The 15,456-nt window shown below is 64.8% G+C and carries 17 protein-coding genes and 1 pseudogene; 6 read left to right on the top strand and 12 right to left on the bottom strand.

Annotated elements, in window-relative coordinates; all coding sequences use genetic code 11:
• The first annotated feature begins 98 nt into the window (after positions 1–98).
• Positions 99–944, top strand: coding sequence for an SDR family oxidoreductase (locus AUC69_RS13055; protein WP_069442537.1), 846 nt, complete (start codon positions 99–101; stop codon positions 942–944).
• 92 nt (positions 945–1,036) lie between these two features.
• On the opposite strand, the gene AUC69_RS16590 is transcribed toward AUC69_RS13055, so the two are convergent.
• The 3 genes from AUC69_RS16590 to hisC all read right to left on the bottom strand — a co-directional run bounded on the left by AUC69_RS16590 (position 1,037) and on the right by hisC (position 4,237).
• Positions 1,037–1,912: a diguanylate cyclase domain-containing protein gene (locus AUC69_RS16590; protein WP_244500256.1), complete on the bottom strand. Its 876-nt coding sequence runs from the start codon at positions 1,910–1,912 to the stop codon at positions 1,037–1,039.
• 301 nt (positions 1,913–2,213) lie between these two features.
• A complete protein-coding gene (locus AUC69_RS13045) occupies positions 2,214–3,140 on the bottom strand; it encodes a prephenate/arogenate dehydrogenase family protein (protein WP_069442535.1) in 927 nt (308 codons plus the stop codon).
• Positions 3,137–4,237, bottom strand: a complete 1,101-nt coding sequence (gene hisC, locus AUC69_RS13040) for a histidinol-phosphate transaminase (RefSeq protein ID WP_069442534.1) — start codon at positions 4,235–4,237, stop codon at positions 3,137–3,139. The genes AUC69_RS13045 and hisC overlap by 4 nt, the downstream gene beginning before the upstream one ends.
• A gap of 183 nt (positions 4,238–4,420) precedes the next feature.
• On the opposite strand from hisC, the gene metX reads away from it, so the two are divergent.
• Together metX and metW are read left to right on the top strand one after the other, a co-directional pair.
• Complete coding sequence (gene metX, locus AUC69_RS13035; RefSeq protein WP_069442533.1) at positions 4,421–5,629, top strand: homoserine O-acetyltransferase MetX; 1,209 nt, start codon at positions 4,421–4,423, stop codon at positions 5,627–5,629.
• Between the two features lie 13 nt (positions 5,630–5,642).
• Entirely contained in the window at positions 5,643–6,269 is a 627-nt protein-coding gene (metW, locus tag AUC69_RS13030; RefSeq protein ID WP_069442532.1) for a methionine biosynthesis protein MetW, read from the top strand.
• Here the strand turns inward: metW and AUC69_RS13025 are convergent.
• Positions 6,216–7,001 carry a methyltransferase domain-containing protein gene (locus AUC69_RS13025; RefSeq protein WP_069442531.1) on the bottom strand — a complete coding sequence of 262 codons (786 nt, stop codon included), beginning with the start codon at positions 6,999–7,001 and terminating at the stop codon, positions 6,216–6,218. The two genes, metW and AUC69_RS13025, sit on opposite strands and share 54 nt — an antisense overlap.
• A gap of 153 nt (positions 7,002–7,154) precedes the next feature.
• On the opposite strand from AUC69_RS13025, the gene gloB reads away from it, so the two are divergent.
• Complete coding sequence (gene gloB, locus AUC69_RS13020; RefSeq protein WP_069442613.1) at positions 7,155–7,925, top strand: hydroxyacylglutathione hydrolase; 771 nt, start codon at positions 7,155–7,157, stop codon at positions 7,923–7,925.
• Positions 7,926–8,353 (top strand): annotated as a pseudogene (locus AUC69_RS13015) (cupin domain-containing protein). It begins immediately after the preceding gene.
• Positions 8,354–8,383: 30 nt separating this feature from the next.
• Here AUC69_RS13015 and phbB read toward each other — a convergent pair.
• Positions 8,384–9,106: an acetoacetyl-CoA reductase gene (gene phbB / locus AUC69_RS13010; protein WP_069442530.1), complete on the bottom strand. Its 723-nt coding sequence runs from the start codon at positions 9,104–9,106 to the stop codon at positions 8,384–8,386.
• Between the two features lie 110 nt (positions 9,107–9,216).
• Complete coding sequence (locus AUC69_RS13005) at positions 9,217–10,398, bottom strand: acetyl-CoA C-acetyltransferase (protein ID WP_069442529.1); 1,182 nt, start codon at positions 10,396–10,398, stop codon at positions 9,217–9,219.
• Positions 10,399–10,593: 195 nt separating this feature from the next.
• Between AUC69_RS13005 and phaR the strand changes: the two genes are divergently transcribed.
• A complete protein-coding gene (gene phaR, locus AUC69_RS13000; RefSeq protein ID WP_069442528.1) occupies positions 10,594–11,229 on the top strand; it encodes a polyhydroxyalkanoate synthesis repressor PhaR in 636 nt (211 codons plus the stop codon).
• A gap of 27 nt (positions 11,230–11,256) precedes the next feature.
• Here phaR and AUC69_RS12995 read toward each other — a convergent pair whose 3' ends face one another.
• The 6 genes from AUC69_RS12995 to ftsE all read right to left on the bottom strand — a co-directional run bounded on the left by AUC69_RS12995 (position 11,257) and on the right by ftsE (position 15,015).
• A complete protein-coding gene (locus AUC69_RS12995) occupies positions 11,257–11,673 on the bottom strand; it encodes a hypothetical protein (RefSeq protein ID WP_069442527.1) in 417 nt (138 codons plus the stop codon).
• Between the two features lie 147 nt (positions 11,674–11,820).
• Complete coding sequence (locus tag AUC69_RS12990) at positions 11,821–12,567, bottom strand: lysophospholipid acyltransferase family protein (RefSeq protein WP_244500255.1); 747 nt, start codon at positions 12,565–12,567, stop codon at positions 11,821–11,823.
• Positions 12,564–13,271, bottom strand: coding sequence for a YdcF family protein (locus tag AUC69_RS12985; protein ID WP_244500254.1), 708 nt, complete (start codon positions 13,269–13,271; stop codon positions 12,564–12,566). The genes AUC69_RS12990 and AUC69_RS12985 overlap by 4 nt, the downstream gene beginning before the upstream one ends.
• Positions 13,272–13,359: 88 nt before the next feature.
• Complete coding sequence (locus AUC69_RS12980; RefSeq protein WP_069442526.1) at positions 13,360–14,082, bottom strand: cell division protein FtsX; 723 nt, start codon at positions 14,080–14,082, stop codon at positions 13,360–13,362.
• Positions 14,003–14,356 (bottom strand): hypothetical protein, encoded by a 354-nt coding sequence (locus tag AUC69_RS17155; RefSeq protein ID WP_141700796.1) that lies wholly within the window; start codon positions 14,354–14,356, stop codon positions 14,003–14,005. The genes AUC69_RS12980 and AUC69_RS17155 overlap by 80 nt, the downstream gene beginning before the upstream one ends.
• Positions 14,353–15,015, bottom strand: coding sequence for a cell division ATP-binding protein FtsE (gene ftsE / locus AUC69_RS12975; protein ID WP_069442525.1), 663 nt, complete (start codon positions 15,013–15,015; stop codon positions 14,353–14,355). The genes AUC69_RS17155 and ftsE overlap by 4 nt, the downstream gene beginning before the upstream one ends.
• Positions 15,016–15,456: the final 441 nt, after the last annotated feature.

Below are 15,456 nucleotides of genomic sequence, written 5' to 3'. Positions count from 1 at the left end.
GACCACCAAGAGTGTCTGTAACAAATTGGCAACAGACTGTGCTTCTCGATTACCATAGCCGGGCGCGGAAAGCGGGCAAGCGATCGGCAGGAGGGTAAATGCCAACGGTTCTCATCACCGGCACATCGACAGGCATCGGGCGCGTCACGGCCGAGCTTCTTGCCGCGAAAGGCTGGCGCGTGTTCGCCACCATGCGCGACCTGGCCAAGAAGGATCGGCTCGAGCGCGGGCTGAAGAAGGCCGGCGTCGAAAGCCAAGTCACCCTCCTGCAACTCGACGTCAACGATCCCGCATCAATTGAAGCTGCGGTCGCCGCGGTCCTGGCCGAGACCGGCGGTTCGCTCGACGCGGTCGTGCAAAATGCGGGGGTGGCGGTCGCCGGGGCGCATGAGGACATGCCCGACGCCGACATCCGTCGGGTGATGGAGACGAATTTCTTCGGCGTTCTGGCCCTGACGCGGGTGTTGCTACCGACATTCCGCGCGCAGAAGCACGGCCGCATCGTCATGGTCTCGAGCCAAGCGGCGTTTGCCGGCCAGCCGGCCAACTCGATCTACTGCGCCTCGAAATGGGCGCTCGAAGGTTGGGCCGAGTCGATCGCCTTCGAGCTCGACGGTTTCGGCATCCACGTCATCCTGGTCGAGCCCGGCCCTTACCGCACGGAGATCTGGCGCAGCACGCCGCGCATCCTGCCGGAAGACAGCGAATATCTCCCCTGGCTTGAGCAGGTGTTCCGCGGCGCCGACCAGCACGAGGCCAAGACGGCGCGCGACCCGCAGGAGGTGGCGGAGGCGATCGCCACCGCGCTCGAAGCCAAGAGCCCGAAATTCCGTTATCCGGTCGGCTTCTTCGCGCGGCTCGATCATTTCCTGCGCGGCAAGATCCCGACCCGCTTCATCCGCCGGGGCACCACGCGCTATCTGGGCATTCCACGCACGCGTTAGCTATGGGCTACTCCTGTGACCGTGCGGGCGGCCGAAGTCGGCGTCCGGCGTGTCCTGGCCGGCCTCGATGATGCCGCGGCCAACTCGCCTATCTATGGACAGAAGACGTAAGTGCTGCGTCCAGATGTCTTTGCATCATAAAGTGCGAGGTCAGCTTTCTTCATGAGGACTTCGGGATCGCAACCGTCTTTCGGTGCTAAAGCGATGCCGATGCTAGCGCCCATGGCGACTTGGTTCCCGAGTACACAATGAGGTTCAGCGAGCGCACGCTGAATGCGCTCGACCAACTTTATCGCCTGAGATTGGTCGGCAGCCCCGGCTTGGAGGACTGCAAATTCATCACCACCCAGCCGGCCCACGGTATCCGTTCCGCGCAACACCTTGCGAATTCGATTGGCCACACTCTTTAGCAAGGCATCCCCAGTGGGATGTCCCAGAGTGTCATTCACCTCTTTGAAGTGATCGAGATCAATCCAGTGAAGGGCAAATGCGTGTCCTTCTGGCAAAGCCGCACACCATTCTTCCAGTTGCTCATTGAATTGATGCCGGTTGGCAACCTCGGTCAGCGTGTCATGACGCGCAAGCCAATCGATCTTATTCTCCGCTCGTCGCCTCTCCGTTATGTCCTCCTGAATATCAACCCATCCACCACCGGCAAGGGGCTGATTGCTTACTAGGACGATGCGGCCGTTCTTTAGAGATTGGGTATGCGAGAATGACCTTCCCAAAGCCAACGCCGCGACGTGAGTCGCGATCCACTTTCGCTGTCTTTCCAACTCCTGCGGATCATCTCGACCTGTTTCGTTCTTGACGTGATAGCGCAAGATCGCGGCCAACGGGGTACCCGGTCGAGTCAGCGTCTCGGGTAACGAATATATTTCGCAATACAGCTTGTTGCAGACGATTAGCCGTGCTTCGGCATCGAACATGGAAAGGCCGCGGCCCATGTTGTTGAGCGCGACGTCCAAGCAGCGATTAAGCTCCCCGAAGAGCCTTGCCTGCGCGTCATCCGGCCGGAGTGCCGTTAATGCCTGAGCAAGAGATGCGAACGGCACGTCGTTTCGAACGGTAACAGCCCCCCGTTTGGACCCAGGATGGGGGGTCGGGTTCTTTGATTTTGCCCTGGCAGAGGGCTTAATGCGTGGCGACGGTTCCATGACCGCAGGTCCTATCGTTCGGCTGTGGCCGCTAGCGGTACATGGTTGCCCTTGCAGTCTGGTGAAGATGAAATCCTCAAGTTGATCGATCAGAGGATGCGAAACGGCGCGTCTAGTCGTCATGCCCGTGGGGGCGGCCGAAATCGGCGTCCGGCGTGTCCTGGCCCGCATCGATGATGCCGCGGCGGATGGCGCGGGTACGGGTGAACTGCTCGAACAGCGCGTCGCCATCGCCATGACGGATGGCCTTGGTCAGGGCGGAGACGTCCTCGTTGAAGCGGCCGAGCATCTCGAGCACCGCGTCCTTGTTGGCGAGGAAGATGTCGCGCCACATGGTCGGATCGGAGGCGGCGATGCGGGTGAAGTCGCGGAAGCCGCCGGCGGAGAATTTCAGCACCTCCGAGCGGGTTACCGTCTCCAGCTCGTCCGCCGTGCCGACAATCGTGTAGGCGATGAGATGCGGCAGGTGGCTGGTGACCGCGAGCACCAGGTCGTGATGCTCCGGCGTCATGATCTCCACATTGGCGCCGAGCAGGGTCCAGAAGGCGCTGAGCCGGTCGACGGCCTCTTTGTCGGTGCCCTCGGGCGGCGTCAGAATGCACCAGCGATTCTCGAACAGCTCGGCGAAGCCGGCATCGGGGCCGGAATGCTCGGTGCCGGCAACCGGATGGGCCGGCACGAAATGCACGGTGTCCGGCAGATGCGGGCCCATGTCGCGCACGATGGAGGCCTTCACCGAGCCGACATCGGACACGATGGCGCCGGTTTTCAGATGGGGCGCGATCTCTTGCGCCACGGCCCCGCACACGCCGACGGGCACGCAGACGATGACGAGGTCGGCGTCCTGGACGGCTTCCGCGTTGGTCGCGACGACCTTGTCTGCGATGCCCAGCGCGACCACGCGGGCGCGCGTCTCAGGCGACCGCGAGCTGGTCACGATGCTGCGCACGGCACCTTGCGCACGTGCCGCCCGCATGATCGACGACCCGATCAGGCCGGGGCCGATAATGGCCAGCGTGTCGAATAACGGCTTGCTCATCGCGCTCCGTCCATGAATTCGGTGAGTGCTTCGAGCACCGCGTTGTTCTCGTCCTCGGTGCCGATGGTCAGGCGCAAGGCATTCGGAAAGCCATATTCCTCCACCCGGCGCAGGATGATGCGCCGCTGATGCAGGAATGCGTCGGCCTCGCGCGCGGAGGTCCCGTCCGGAAAATGCACGAGCAGGAAGTTCGCCGCGCTCGGCGTGGTGTGCAAGCCGATGCGGTCAAGCGCCTCGGCCACGCGGGCGCGCCATACCGTGTTGTGCGCGACGGCCTGCTCCATGTGCGGCTGATCGGCCAGCGCGGCGACGCCGGCGGCGATCGACGGGCCCGTCACGTTGAACGGACCGCGGATGCGATTCAGGACATCAGCGACGGCGGACGGACAATAGGCCCAGCCGAGACGCAATGCCGCGAGCCCATAGATCTTGGAGAAGGTGCGGGTCATCACCGTGTTCTCGCTCGTCGCCACCATCTCGATGCCGGCCTCGTAGTCGTTGGCGCGGACATATTCGGCATAGGCCGCGTCGAGCACGAGGATGACATGCTCCGGCAGGCCGGCATGCAGCCGCTTGATCTCGTCGAACGGCAGGTAGGTGCCGGTCGGATTGTTGGGATTGGCGATGAACACCAGGCGCGTGGCCTCGGTCACCCGCGCCAGGATGGCATCCACGTCGGCGGTCAGGTTGCGTTCGGGCGCCGGCACCGGCGTGGCGCCGTGCGCGAGAATGGCGATCTTGTAGACGAGGAAGCCGTGCTCGGAGTAGATCGCCTCGTCGCCCGGCCCGAGATAGGCGGCGGCCAGCAGGTTCAGGATCTCGTCGGAGCCGGCGCCCGCCACGATGCGGGCCGCGTCCAGGCCGTAGAGCTTGGCGAGCGCCTCGCGCAAGGGCCGCGCCGAGCCGTCGGGGTAGCGCGACAGATGGGCGGCCTGCTCGAGATAAGCCTCGACCGCGCGCGGGGACGGCCCCAGCGGCGTCTCGTTGGAGGACAGCTTGACCACCGCGCCGGCGCCAGGGAGCGCGCTCGTGCCCGGGACATAGGGCGCGATGTCGAGAATGCCTGGACGCGGGTTTGGCCCACGTTTGGCCGTCATCGTCTCTCTCCTTGGCGGCTGGCTTTGCGAAGGGCCTCTCATAGGGCTATTCCCGAGGCCAAGGCAAAGAAAAGATTGACTTTCAAGGTTGAGGTCATAGCTAACCCGGCATTGTATAATCTTGAGCCATAGTGCTCCCAAGCGCGCGAGGATGGGCCTTTGCGCGTCCAGAATAGGCAAGTGATGAACGAGACTCCCGGAGCGGAAAGTTTCGCCGATCATGCGAAACGGCTGGCGCAGGGCGCCAATCCGCAGAGCGATATCGTGCATTTTCCCGAGGCCGAGCCCTTGCCGCTCGACAGCGGTTCCGCGCTTGCGCCCTTCTCCATCGCCTATCAGACCTACGGGACCCTTAACGCCGACAAATCCAATCTGGTGCTGGTCTGCCATGCGCTGACCGGCGACCAGCACGCGGCGAATCTCCATCCCCTGACCGGCAAGCCCGGCTGGTGGGACACGATGATCGGGCCGGGCAAGCCGATCGATACGGACCGCTATTTCGTGCTGTGCCCCAATGTCATCGGCGGCTGCATGGGCTCCACGGGCCCCAGCTCGATCAATCCGGCCACGGGCAAGCCTTACGGGCCCGATTTCCCGGTCATCACCGTGCGCGATATGGTGCGGGCGCAGGCGCGCCTGCTCGATCACCTCGGCATCGAGCAGGCCTTGTGCGTGCTCGGCGGCTCCATGGGCGGCATGCAGGTGCTGGAATGGGCCGCGACCTACAAGGACCGGGTGTTCTCCGCGGTGCCGATCGCCTGCGCCGCGCGGCATTCCTCGCAGAATATCGCCTTCCATGAGGTCGGGCGCCAAGCGGTGATGGCCGATCCGGACTGGTGCCAGGGCCGCTATCTGGAAGAGGGCAAGAGCCCGCGCAAAGGCTTGGCCGTGGCGCGCATGGCCGCCCATATCACCTATCTGTCGGACGAGACGCTGCACGACAAGTTCGGCCGCAATCTTCAGGACCGGGAGAAGGTCACTTTCGGCTTCGACGCCGATTTCCAGGTGGAGAGCTATCTGCGCCACCAAGGCATGACGTTTGTCGACCGTTTCGACGCCAACGCCTATCTCTACATCACGCGCGCCATGGACTATTTCGACATCGCCGCCGACCACGGGGGCGTGCTCGCCAATGCCTTTGCCGGCACCAAGACGCGCTTCTGCCTGGTGTCGTTCACGTCCGACTGGCTGTTCCCCACCGAGGAGAGCCGTGAGGTGGTGCATGCGCTGAACGCGGTCGCCGCCAATGTGAGCTTCGTGGAGATCGAATCCAACAAGGGCCACGACGCCTTCCTGCTGCACGAGCCGGAGCTGTTCGACGCCGTGCGCGGATTTTTGACCGCCGCCGCGCGCCATCGCGGCGTGGTGTTCCCGGACGGCGGCAAGGTGTGACCATGACGCCCCGGTGAAAGCCCACAGCGTCCGGCCGACGGACACGACCCGCGTCGACCTCCTGCTGATCGCCGAGATGGTGACGCCGGGCTCGCGCGTGCTCGATATCGGCTGCGGCGACGGCACGCTGTTGCGTATCCTAGCTGAGAAGCACGGCGTCGACGGGCGCGGCATAGAGCTCAGCCAAGCGGGGGTGAACTCCTGCGTGGCGCAAGGGCTCGCGGTGATCCAGGGCGATGCGGACGACGACCTCGCTTACTATCCCGATCTCGCCTTCGACTACGCGATCCTGTCGCAGACCATCCAGGCGACCTACTCGCCGCGATTGGTGCTGGAGCAGCTGCTGCGCATCGGCAAGCGGGCCGTGGTGTCCTTCCCGAATTTCGGCCATTGGCGGGTGCGCACGCAGCTGATGTTCGGCGGACATATGCCGCGTACGGACAATCTGCCCGAGCGCTGGTACGACACGCCCAATATCCATCTGTGCACGATCAAGGATTTCCTCAATCTGTGCGACGACGTGGGCGCCAAGGTGGAGCGGGCGATCGCGCTCAACGCCTACGGCACCAAGCTGGTCGCCATGCCGTTATTCGCGCAGAATCTCTTCGGCGAGCAGGCGGTCTTTCTGCTGTCGCGCTAGGCGCGGCGTCACGGCGCCGGCCGGCACCGGCACGATGCGGCGGCGGACCTGCCGCTCGGTCTCGCGCACCGGCATCGCCGCGTAGACCTGCTTGGTCGCCTCCACCAGGATCACGCCGGAGAAGGTCGGCCACAGGATGAGACCGAGGCGCTCCCAGAAACCGGGCCAGCGCGTCAGCACGCGCCAGTTGAAGGGCGGCGTGTAGAGCGCGTATTGCCAGCCTTCCGGCGAGAACATCGCCTCTTTCAGAAGCTGTGTGAGCTGGGAGCGGCTGAACGGGCTGCCATAGCCGAAGGGCGTGGTGTCGACCCGGGCCCACAAGCCCCGCCGGTTGGGGACGACGATGAGCAGCTTCCCTTGCGGGCTGAGCACGCGCCAGATCTCGCGCAGCAGGACGCGCGACTGCTCCGACCATTCCAGCATATGCACGAGCAGGATGCGGTCGGCGGCCTCGTCGTCCAGAGGCAGCTCCGTCTCGTCCACGAGCACGCTCATGGACTGACCTCGATCAGGCCAGGTCAGGGCGCCGAGCCCGGCCGGCATCAGCGCGCCGAGGCTGCGCGCCTCGCCTCTGAACTCGCCGAGATAGGGCGTGGCATAGCCGAGGCCGAAGACGTTCAGGCCCTTCACGTCGCCCCAGCGCGCGCGGATGGTCAGCCGGAGCAGGCGGCGCACCATCAGCCCGAGCCGGCGGGCGTAGAAGTCCTTGAGGTCGAATGCGTCGAGATGCATGGCTGAAGTGTCGCGCGGCTTACGTTTAAAGTTCGTTCTTGAGACCCGGATCGTCACCCACTTAAGGCTCAAGCGCGCGCGGTTTCAATCGCCGCGATTTGGGTGTTACGGTCCGCACCCCCGAAGGCTAGCAGCGAAAAAGAAGAAAGCATGATGGCGAAGCTCGAGATTTATCAATTTCCGACGCGGGCCGACAATTACGGCGTGCTGATCCATGACGCGGAGACCGGCGCCACGGCGGCGATCGATGCGCCCGAGGCGGAGCCGATCTTCGCCGCCCTCGAAGACAAGGGCTGGAACCTGACCGACATCCTGGTCACGCATCATCATGCGGACCATACGGCGGGCATCGGCCCTCTGAAGAAGAAGACCGGTTGCACCGTCACCGGACCGGCGCGCGAGGCGGGCTCGATCCCCGGTCTCGACGTGGAGGTGAAGGAGGGCGACACGGTGGACATTGGCGGCGCCAAGGGCAGCGTGATCGAGACGCCCGGCCATACGCGTGGGCATGTCAGCTATTACTTCCCCGACGAGGCTGCGGTGTTCGTCGGCGACACGCTATTTTCGGTCGGCTGTGGCAAGCTGCTCGAAGGCGATGCCCCCACCATGTGGTCGTCGTTGTCGAAGCTCGCGGCGCTGCCGCCGGAGACGGATGTTTACTGCGGCCACGAATATACCGGCGCCAATTGCCGCTTCGCGCTGACCGTCGAGCCGGAGAACGAGGCGCTGAAAGCGCGCGCCGCCGAGGTCGCGGAGAATGACGCGAAGGGCGCGCCGTCGCTGCCGACGACGATCGGCCAGGAGCTCGCCACCAATCCCTTCCTGCGCGCGTCGAGCCCCGCGATCCAGCAGCGGCTCGGTCTCGAAGGACAGCCGCTCGACGTGGTGTTCGGCGAGGTCCGCAAGCGCAAGGACCGGTTCTAGATGGCCGAACCGCTCACTGCCGACGAGGTCATCGCCCATCTGAAGCTCGTGCCGCACCCCGAAGGCGGCTGGTTCCGCGAGACGTTCCGCGACGCGCCCGGACACGAGGGCCGCGCGCACTCCACGGCGATCCTGTTCCTGCTGAAGTCGGGCGAAGTCTCCCACTGGCACCGGGTCGATGCGGTCGAGATGTGGCACTGGTATGGGGGTGCGCCGCTTCTGCTCGAGATCGCGGACGACGCGGGCACACGGCGCGAGGTGAAGCTCGGTTCCGATCTGATCGCTGGCGAGCACCCGCAAGGGTGGTGCCGGCCGGTGCGTGGCAGTCCGCGCGGAGCTTAGGCGCGTGGACGCTGATCGGCTGCACCGTGGCGCCCGGCTTCGACTTCGCCGGGTTCGAGCTCGCCCCCCAAGGCTGGGAGCCGTAAGGCCCCGGCGCCTCGGAGAGCGAAAGCCCGTTAGTCCATCAGCTGGCCGCCATTGATGGTCAGCGTCGAGCCGGTGATCCAGGCGGATTCGTCGGCGGCAAGGAACACGACGCAGCGGGCGACCTCGTCCGCTTCGCCGAGACGGCCCACGGGAATCTGGCCGACGATGTGCTCCATCACTTTCTCGGAAACGCCCGACAGCAACTCGGTCGCAACATAGCCCGGCGCGATGGCGTTGGCGGTGATGCCCTTGCGCGCGCCTTCCAGCGCCACGGCCCGGGTGAAGCCGATCATGCCGGCCTTGGCCGCGCAGTAATTGCTCAAGCCGAGCATGCCTTGCTGGCCGTTGATCGAGGAGATGTTGACGATGCGGCCGAAGCCCCGCTCGCGCATGCCGTTGATCACCCTGGCGCGCATGTTGAACACGGAGTCGAGATCCGTGCGCATGACCTGCTCCCACTGCTCGCTGCTCATCTTTTGGAGCATGGCGTCGCGCGAGATACCGGCATTGTTGACCAGCACCTCGACCGGGCCGACCTCGTTCTCGACGGCGATGACGCCCTGCTCGCAAGCCTGGTAGTCGCCGACGTCCCATTTGAACACCGGGATGCCGGTTTCCTTTCTTGAGGCGTTGGCGGCGTCGTCATTGCCGGCATAGCTGGCGGCGACCTTGTAGCCGGCCTTCTTCAGCGCCTTGCAGCAAGCTTCGCCGATGCCGCGTGTTCCTCCCGTGACCAGAGCCACACGTCCCATAGCTTCCTCCCTTGGCGCACGTTGGCGCCGGCTTCTTGGTGATAAAACCCGCGTGTGGGGCGGCGAACGGCCACCCCACACAAAACCCTACGCCTGCTTGAGGCCGGGACCTAGTCGCGTTCGACGCACATGGCGATGCCCATGCCGCCGCCGATGCACAGCGTGGTGAGACCCTTCTTGGCGTCCGCCTTCTGCATCTCGTGCAGCAGGGTGACGAGGACGCGCGCGCCCGAGGCGCCGATGGGGTGACCGATGGCGATGGCGCCACCGTTGACGTTCACCTTGCTGGTATCCCAGCCGAGATCCTTGTTCACGGCGCAAGCCTGCGCGGCGAAGGCCTCGTTGGCCTCGACCAGGTCGAGGTCCTGCGGCTTCCAGCCGGCCTTTTCCAGCGCCTTGCGGGAGGCGGGGATCGGACCGGAGCCCATGACGGCCGGGTCGACGCCGGCCTGGGCCCAAGAGGCGATTCGGGCGAGAGGCTTGAGGCCGCGCTTCTTGGCCTCCTCGGCGGTCATCAGCACGACGACGGCGGCGCCGTCATTGATGCCCGAGGCGTTGCCGGCGGTGACGGAGCCTTCCTTGCTGAAGGCAGGCCGCAGCTTGGCGACGCTCTCGAGGGTCGCGCCGTCGCGGATATACTCGTCCTGATCCACCACGATGTCGCCTTTGCGGGTCTTGATGGTGACAGGCACGATCTCGTCGGTGAACTTGCCGGCCTTCCTGGCGGCCTCGGCCTTGTTCTGGGAGGCCACGGCGAAGGCATCCTGCTCATCGCGGGTGATTTGCCACTTGTTGGCGACGTTCTCGGCGGTGTTGCCCATGTGATAACCGTTGAAGGCATCCCACAGGCCGTCCTTGATCATGGTGTCGATGAGATCGGTGTTGCCCATCTTCACGCCGTTCCTGAGATGGGCGGCATGAACCGACTGGCTCATGCTTTCCTGACCGCCGGCGATGACGATGTCGGCGCTGCCGAGGGCGATCTGTTGGGCGCCGTTGACCACGGCGCGAAGGCCCGAGCCGCACACTTGATTCAAGCCCCAAGCCGGGGTCTCAATGGGAAGGCCTGCGCCGATCGACGCCTGGCGCGCCGGGTTCTGCCCTTGCGCCGCCGTAAGAACCTGTCCGAGGATCACCTCGCTCACATCTTCGGGCTTCAGCTTGGCCCGCTCCATCGCCGCCTTGATCACGATCTGGCCCAGCTCGTGCGCCGGCAGGCTGGCCAGCGAACCGTTGAACGATCCAACCGGCGTCCGCGCGGCGGCGACAATGACGATCTCATCCGCTTTCATTCGAATTCTCCATACCCCTAGGGACCACAGGTCATACCCTAGGGATTTCCATAGGGAAAGCCTACCAATGGCCTAGGGGCCCTTAAGCCTCCGGCGAAGCCTCTGGTGCCCCGCACAAGGAACGTGCTAGTTATCTTCGCAGGTGCGGCATAGAGTAGCCTTAGGCGCTGCCACAGAGCGTAGGAGTGAAGGCAATTGGCTAGGGACGCGGACCAAGAGGGTCGGCCGGTCATTATCAAGAAATACGCCAACCGGCGGCTCTATAATACCGATACAAGCACGTATGTGACGCTCGAGGACCTGGCCGAAATGGTGCGGGGAGAGCGGGACTTTGTCGTCTACGACGCGAAGACCGGCGAAGACCTCACCCATGCTGTCCTTACCCAGATCATCGTCGATCAGGAAAGCAGAGGCACCAACCTTCTGCCGATCGGCTTCTTGCGCCAGCTCATCCGCTTCTATGGCGACAGCATGCAGAAGCTTGTACCGAGCTATCTTGAGTTCAGCCTCGACTCGCTGACCCGCCAGCAGGAGCAGTATCGCCGCCGCTTCGCCAATGCCTTCGGCACGGCGGCCTTTGATGCGATGCAAGAACAGGTGCGGAAGAATTTCGACACGTTCGAGCGGGCTTTCGGCATGTTCACGCCCTTCTCCGGGTCCGACGCCAATGCCAACGGACTTCCTGCAGAGGACGCCAAGGAAGGCGCCGAGGCGAGTTCCGCGCCGGTGGCCAAGATCGGCGCCGGGGCGCCGGGCGGGGACGATATCGATACGCTCAAGGCCGAACTCTTGGCCATGCAGCAGCGGCTCGAGAAGCTGTCCCGCAACTAAGCGTTCTTCGAATTTCGGAAGTCGGTCCTACGCGGCCTCGGCCGTGCGCCGGCGCATATGGGCGGCGGTCAGATCGGCCTCGACCAGCGCCCGGTCATGGGCGTTGTCGGCCAGGAGGTGGACATGCACCTCGTTGGCGCCGCACTTGGCGCCCTCATGGCGGAGATGGGCGAGGTTGAGCGAGGCGGCGTCGTCCTTGGTGTCGCCGAAGGCGATCGCCTCGCGCGTGCCGTCCTGATAACGGCGCACCAGGATGTAGTTTGCTTGGGGCAGGGCAGGGCAGCCCACCAGCGTATAGACGCTGTGGAGATAGCGGCGGCCCGAAGCGCCACGCCAATAGTGGAAGGCCTGAGCGAAGGCGGCCTCGGCGCAGACCAGCGCAGGCTCGTCGGCCGGCCCCCAAGGGGCCGTCGTCTCAGCGGCTATGGCTTCGCTCGTCCACATGAAAATCCGTCCCGTTAACTAAACAGACCTACCTGAAATGGGTTGACCGATGACAAATTCAAGACCCGCCGGCGATCACGATTCTTTCTGGAACAAAGGATGAACTTTGCTCCGGACCGCGTCAAGCTTTTAAGTGTTAACAAGGAGTTAACCGATGCCGTCCACGGTCTTCGCCTCGGCCAACAGACGGGCGGAGGCGGTCTCGATGTCGTCCTCCAGCCGGTTCATGAATTCGGCCTTGGGGAGGCCCGGCGGCAGGGGTTCGAGGATCTCGACCACGATTTTCCCGGGCTTTCTGAGCCAACTGCGCCGCGGCCAGAAAAATCCGGAGTTCAGCGCGACGGGCACGCAAGGGACGCCGAGCGCCGAATAAATCAGGACGATGCCCGTCTTGTAAGCGGGGGGCGCACCCGGCGCGCGGCGGGTTCCTTCGGGGAACAAAATGATTTCGCGCCCAGCCTCGATTCGTTCCTTGGCCGCGCGCAGCATGCGGCGCAGCGCCGTCGGACCCTTGTCGCGGTCCACCGGGATCATCCCGAACTTGTAGGAGAACCACCCGTGGAACGGGATCCAGAACAGCTCGCGCTTCATCAGCAAGGCGGGATCGCGGAACATGGGAATGAGGGCGAAGGTCTCCCACGCCGATTGATGCTTGCAGGCGATGAGGCAGGGGCCGTTCGGCAGCTTGTCGAGGCCGCGTACCTCGTAGTCCAAACCGACGACGTGCTTCAGGAGCCAGAGCTCGGTGCGGGCATGCACCTTGAGCGCCGCCATGGCCCAACTGCGCGGCGCGAACAGGAGCGGGCTGCCGAGCACCACGAACAGCGCCGTCGTCACATAGAACAGAAGAGCGAAGAGGATTGAGCGGAGCATGATCACGGGAGCCGGGCTCAAGGCTCCGGCTGGTCCTCGGGGGGCACGGAACCGCCCCGCACGGTCATGCGCACCAGATTGGTGGCGCCGAGCCGGGCCAGCGCCGGGATGTATTTGAGATATTCGGACAGCAGCAGCTTGGTGGTGCCGGGGAAGGTCCACCAGCGTTCCACATGCACGTTGTTGTCGACCACGGCATAGGGGATCAGCGTCACCCCCGGCATGGCCCGGGCGAGCTCGGCCAGGGCGCGGGGCATGTGATAGTTGGAGGTGACGACGATGACGGAGCCATATTTATGCAGCGCGACCCATTGAGCGGTCTCGGTAGCGTTGTCGATGGTGTTGCGCGCCTCCTTGTCGATGTCGACGCAGCAGGCGAAATACTGGTCGCCTTGGCTCGCCAGCGTCTTCAATTGCTCCCGTGTGGTGTCGCGATTGACGCCGGTGATCAGCACGCGCTTGGCTTTACCCTTGGCCAGCAGCTTCATGGCCTCGTCGATGCGCGCCACGCCGCCGGTCAGCACGGCGATGCCGTCGGCGGCATAGGCCGGCTCGCGCCGCTCTCGGTCCACGCTGTTGGCGAACACGATGAAGCCGATAATGAGCATGACGAGCGCCAGGATGGTCGCGTCGAAGAGCAGCCGGACGCTGCCCACGAAGCCGCCGAAGCGCCGGAAATGCCGCCGCCCCGCGCTCTCCTGGACCTCCTGCACGTCCTCCGTCACCACTTACTCCAAACCCACCCCGGCGCGGCGCAGAATAGGCAATATCGCACGGCCGCGAAATCCGCTTCACCGGGGGTCATTACAGCACTCATGCGTAGGATTTTAAGACGCGGAACACGCCAAGCCGCGAGGTGATCATGCACAGGCCCGCGACCACGATAACCACGAGCACACAAAGCAGGTAGCCGCCAAAATCGAGCTCGCCGGAGCCCAGCAGGCGGCGCGTCTCCGCCTCGGTGACGACGCCGCCGCCCAGCAGATGCATGGCGAAGGGCAAAAGGAGGAAGGCGACTGCCGCGGATACGGCCCCGATAAGGCCGGCCCGCACGCCAAGCCCCAGGAAGTGACGTTCGAACTCGCCTGAGATGAAGCGCTCATTGGCGCCGACGAAATGCAGCACCTCGATGATCTCGCGGTTGGACGCCATGGCGCTGCGGGTGGCCGAGATGATGGCGGCGATGGTGGCGGCGGCGACCAGACCGAGCACGGCGATGCCGCCAAGCGCCGCGGAGCGGGTGATGGAGCGGATCTCCGCCTGCCAGCGGCGGTGGTCGTCGAGGGTGACGCCCTCGAAATTCTGATTGAGCGCGTTCTTGATGAGACCGATGTCCGGCGGGCTGGAGCGGTCGATCTCCACCGCGATCAGACGGGGGATCGGCAGCGCAGACAGGGCGGCGGTGGAGCCGAGCCACGGCTCGAGCAGCTTGGCCGAATCGTCGGCGGTGAGCGGCTTAACCCGGGTGATGCCCCGCTGTTTGGCGAGAAATAGCGAGACCAGCGTCATCTTCTTCTCGATGTCGGCGGTGTTCACCGGATCGAGCTCGATGGTGATCTCGCTGGCGATGTCGTCGACCCAGCTGCGCCGATTGGTTGATCATGTAGACGCCGCCGGCGGTGAGGCAGGCGAGAAACGTCATGATGGCGATGACCACGGCCAGCGCGTTGCCGGCGATGGAGGCGGACGGCACGATCTGCGAGGGCGCGGCTTGGAAGCGCTTCGGCAGCAGCGCGGTGAGCCGCGCCGGCAGCACGGCGGCCAGCAGCGTGGTCCAGGGATAATCCCGGATGTCAGTGACGACGCTCACGGAGTGCTGACCTGCAACTGGCCGTCATAGAGCATGAGGCGCGGGGCCTCGAGCTGGTCCATGAGCGCGTAATCGTGGGTGGCGATGATGACCGAGGTGCCGAGCCGATTGAGCTCGACGAACAGCCGGAGCAGGCGGTTGCCGATGGCGGGATCCACATTTCCCGTGGGCTCGTCGGCGAGAAGCAGCTCGGGGCGGCCGATCACGGCGCGGGCGATGGCCGCGCGCTGTTTCTCGCCGCCCGACAGGATCTCGGGATAGGCATGGATCCGTTCGCCGAGGCCGACCCAGCGGAGCAGATCGGTCACGTCCTCGGCATAGTCGGATTCTTTCCGGCCCATGACGCGCAAGGGGAGGGCCACATTCTCCCAGGTGGTGAGATGGTCGAGCAGGCGGAAATCCTGGAAAACGATGCCGATTCGCCGGCGGAGCGCCGCCCGGCCGTTGCGCGGGAGATCGGCGACATTCTCGCCAAACACGAAAATCAGCCCTCTGGTCGGCCGGAGGGACATGAAAAGCAGGCGCAAAAGCGAGGTCTTTCCGGCGCCCGACGGTCCGGTCAGGAAATGAAAGGACCCGGGAAGCACGTGAAAGGTGACGTCACGCAAGATTTCCGGGCCTGAGCCGTAGCGGAGCCCGACGTTGTCAAAGCGGATCACCCGTCTTCCTTAAGTCTCTTAAGATTGCCCACCACAGGCTCTTTATGCTGAACTCCCCGTCCGGTATCAATGGAATTGGGCAACACATGGGGCGTTCGTAAAGTCCTCGCGTAACGGACGATTTTCGGCTTCTGAAATGGCAACACAGATCATCTGCCCGGCGTGCGGGACCCGCTATGAGATCAAGGCGGCGTTTCCACCCGAAGGACGCAAGGTCGCTGCGCGAAGTGCAGCCATGTCTGGATGGCAAAGCCAGCCGGTGCCGAGGCGGTAGCCGCGGCGCCCCAGGCCGCGCCGGCTCAGGCGCCGCAGCCACCCGCGGCGCCGGCGCCACAAGCGCCAGCTCCACAAGCCGCCCCGCAGGCTCCGACGCCTCAGCCGCAAGCTCCGCGCGAGCGCCCGTGCCGCCACCCCCGCCAATGGCGCCGCCGCCTCAGGCCG

Origin of the sequence: Methyloceanibacter superfactus (genome assembly GCF_001723305.1) — a bacterium.
GTDB classification, from domain to species: domain Bacteria; phylum Pseudomonadota; class Alphaproteobacteria; order Rhizobiales; family Methyloligellaceae; genus Methyloceanibacter; species Methyloceanibacter superfactus.
The sequence above is the reverse complement of the archived record's forward strand: the minus strand, read 5'-3'. Positions and strand labels throughout refer to the sequence as shown.

Excerpts from the sequence above, each read along its gene's own strand:
- AUC69_RS13055 (WP_069442537.1), top strand. The coding sequence starts at position 99 with ATGCCAACGGTTCTCATCACCGGCACATCGACAGGCATCGGGCGCGTC.
- AUC69_RS13045 (WP_069442535.1), bottom strand. The coding sequence starts at position 3,140 with ATGAGCAAGCCGTTATTCGACACGCTGGCCATTATCGGCCCCGGCCTG.
- hisC (WP_069442534.1), bottom strand. The coding sequence starts at position 4,237 with ATGACGGCCAAACGTGGGCCAAACCCGCGTCCAGGCATTCTCGACATC.
- metX (WP_069442533.1), top strand. The coding sequence starts at position 4,421 with ATGAACGAGACTCCCGGAGCGGAAAGTTTCGCCGATCATGCGAAACGG.
- AUC69_RS13025 (WP_069442531.1), bottom strand. The coding sequence starts at position 7,001 with ATGCATCTCGACGCATTCGACCTCAAGGACTTCTACGCCCGCCGGCTC.
- gloB (WP_069442613.1), top strand. The coding sequence starts at position 7,155 with ATGGCGAAGCTCGAGATTTATCAATTTCCGACGCGGGCCGACAATTAC.
- phbB (WP_069442530.1), bottom strand. The coding sequence starts at position 9,106 with ATGGGACGTGTGGCTCTGGTCACGGGAGGAACACGCGGCATCGGCGAA.
- AUC69_RS13005 (WP_069442529.1), bottom strand. The coding sequence starts at position 10,398 with ATGAAAGCGGATGAGATCGTCATTGTCGCCGCCGCGCGGACGCCGGTT.
- AUC69_RS12995 (WP_069442527.1), bottom strand. The coding sequence starts at position 11,673 with ATGTGGACGAGCGAAGCCATAGCCGCTGAGACGACGGCCCCTTGGGGG.